The sequence below is a fragment of the Halanaerobium sp. genome (genome assembly GCF_003070835.1).
This window is the reverse complement of the sequence record NZ_QBLR01000398.1, coordinates 1-2,705: the sequence shown is the minus strand read 5'-3', so window position 1 is coordinate 2,705 and position 2,705 is coordinate 1. Positions and strand designations below refer to the sequence as shown.

Annotated in this window: 4 protein-coding genes; all 4 read right to left on the bottom strand. The window is 30.8% G+C overall.

The annotated features are described in order from the left end of the window. A partial coding sequence (locus CI949_RS19570; RefSeq protein ID WP_290769546.1) for a hypothetical protein occupies window positions 1-637 on the bottom strand: 637 nt, incomplete at its 3' end. A gap of 29 nt (window positions 638-666) precedes the next feature. After that, window positions 667-1,101, bottom strand: a complete 435-nt coding sequence (gene eutP, locus CI949_RS19565; RefSeq protein WP_290769543.1) for a EutP/PduV family microcompartment system protein — start codon at window positions 1,099-1,101, stop codon at window positions 667-669. 2 nt (window positions 1,102-1,103) lie between these two features. Further along, window positions 1,104-1,457 carry an ethanolamine utilization microcompartment protein EutS gene (gene eutS, locus CI949_RS19560; RefSeq protein ID WP_290769540.1) on the bottom strand — a complete coding sequence of 118 codons (354 nt, stop codon included), beginning with the start codon at window positions 1,455-1,457 and terminating at the stop codon, window positions 1,104-1,106. A gap of 29 nt (window positions 1,458-1,486) precedes the next feature. Further along, a partial coding sequence (locus CI949_RS19555) for an acetate/propionate family kinase (protein ID WP_290769537.1) occupies window positions 1,487-2,705 on the bottom strand: 1,219 nt, incomplete at its 5' end.

Here is a 2,705-nt window from a genome sequence, read left to right as displayed (position 1 = left end):
CTTGACAATAGTTTAAGATTTTTTCTTTGATTAGAGGATTAATTTCTCTTTTTTCTGGTTGTAAAATAGTCCTAACAAAAATCAAATCATCCCAAACTTTTATTGATTCAGTCTTATTAAAGAAATTTAAAAGTCCATAAAATTGTTGTTCATCTAGAAAATATTTTGAACTATAAAAAGCTGTTTTCGCCAGAAAACTAGCAATTTCACCTTCGACATTTTTAACTCTTTTTCCTTTTATTAAAGAACTTCTTAAAAGCTCCATCCCTTCTATATATTCGAAAATAATTATATTGTTTTCACCGTCAAAAAAGTATACCTCAGGAACAAAGCTTGGACAGGTTTCTCGCCAAAATTTCAAAGAATAAAATTCTGAGTATATTCTTTTTTTAGGCAGCGGAATTTCAACATTTTCTACAGCTGCTTTTCTAACATAAGGAAGAACTTGTTTTAAAACAACCTTCTTTCCATTATTCTTATTCTCAATTAAAAATAAGTTGTTAGCAAAACCATTAACACTTAAAGTATTGGAGTTTAAACTCTTAATAGAAATGCTATTCAAATCTAAAAAAATATTAGTCTTTTCATTTATATATTCAGCTGCTTCTTCCAGTGTAAGCATCTCATCTAAATTCATTATCCACGCCTTCCAATCTTTGGTCATAATTATTTGCCAGAAATAAAATTGGATAATTCAGTAATTCCTTTTCCAGTCAAGGCACTTGTTAAAAATATCTTACCAGCTCCAGCCATATTTAAAATATCTTCAGCCTTTTCAATATCAGCTTCTTTGTCATCAATTTTTGTCACAATACCAATTACAGGTCGCGTAAATATTGAAGCAAATGTAGGAGGGAAAAAATATTGTTCTGCAGTTGCATCGGCAACTAACCCAATTATCTCTGCCTCTTGAGCAGCAGAAATCAAAGCTGTATAATACTGTCTATTTTCTATATATTCGCCAGGAGTATCAATTACCTGATCTTCAAATTCTAAACTTTGTGTTCTAACATCAATTTTTTTGAATTTTTCACCATTCAATACTTTTAATAGTGTAGTTTTACCAGCCTTAGTTCCACCAATTAAAATTATATCTTTCATATTTATGACCTTGTAATCTCTGTTACGTCAAATCCTAAAACATGTTCTAATAAATTTAAAATATTTTTAAGAGCAGATTCAACACTTGATACTTTTCCACTAATAACTAATGAACCACTAAACCGATCAATAAATCCAATTTTAATATCTGCATTTTTACTAGCAGAATCTGCTGCAATTATTGCTGCCTCGCTGGGGGTAATAGTTAAAATTCCAAGAGCTTCATGCTTTTCATTTAGACCAATTTTTTTATAAATATCAGCTGAAGGATGTGCAATTAAATGAACTAGTGTCACCTGTTTTCCTGGCACATATTCTTGGATTACTCTATCTTTTTTATTATTCAATTCTGCCATGTTATCTCCTCCGGAAATAAGCATAATAATTATCCAACAATTTCTTTAATTATAGTTTTAATATGACTTTCTACAACGTCTTTTGCTTCTCTTGCAATAACCAGTTCTTCGTTTGTTGGAATAACATAAACATCGACCTTAGAGCTTTCTGAACTAATTTTCATTTCTTTTCCACGACAATTATTTTTATTCTCATCAATTTCAATACCAAAACAATCCATATTTGATGTTATTTTTTTTCTAACATTAACTGCATTTTCACCAATACCAGCAGTAAAGATTAATAAATCAACTCGTCCTAATAAAGCTGCATATGAACCAATATATTTTTTTACCCTCCTACAAAAGATATCTAAAGCAAGCTTTGCTCTTTTATTACCTGCTTCAGCTGCCTCACCAATATCTCTAAAATCATTACTAACTCCGGAAATTCCAAGTACCCCACTTTCCGTATTAAGAGTTTGATCAATTTCTTTAATATTCATATTTCTTTCTTTCATAACATATGGTATTATACCTGCATCAAGATCCCCGGACCTAGTACCCATAACCAAACCATCTAAAGGTGTTAAACCCATACTTGTATCAATTACTTTTCCATCTTTGATGGCTGTAATACTTGCTCCATTACCTAAGTGACAGCTGATAATTTTCAAATCCTTATAATCTCTCCCTAATAATTTTGCTCCTCTTTCTGAAACATATTTATGAGAGGTACCATGAAAACCATACCTGCGAACTCCATTATCTTCATACCATTCATAAGGAACAGCATACAAATATGATTTTTTAGGCATGGACTGATGAAAAGCTGTATCGAAAACTCCTACATCTGGGGTATTCGGCATTAAGTTTCTGCTGACTTCAATTCCCATAATATTTGCTGGGTTATGTAGAGGAGCTAATTTTATGTTTTCTTTTAAAGCCTTTATTACTTCTTCATCTATTAAAACAGAACCAGAAAACTTTTCTCCACCGTGGACAACTCTATGGCCAACAATATTTATTTCGTCCATATTTTCTAGTACACCATATTCTTTATTTTGCAGTATTTCAAGTACCATTTCTATTGCCTGGTTATGATCACTAATTTCCTCTTCTATTTCAATTTCATTATCCGCTTCAGTTTTATAACTTAAATATGAGATGTTTTCACCAATTTTTTCTACAAGTCCTTTAGCAATTACTTTTTCATTCTTCATATTTATTAACTGATATTTTAAAGAGGAACTTCCACAATTTAATACA

Excerpts from the sequence above, each read along its gene's own strand:
- eutP (WP_290769543.1), bottom strand. The coding sequence starts at position 1,101 with ATGAAAGATATAATTTTAATTGGTGGAACTAAGGCTGGTAAAACTACA.
- eutS (WP_290769540.1), bottom strand. The coding sequence starts at position 1,457 with ATGGCAGAATTGAATAATAAAAAAGATAGAGTAATCCAAGAATATGTG.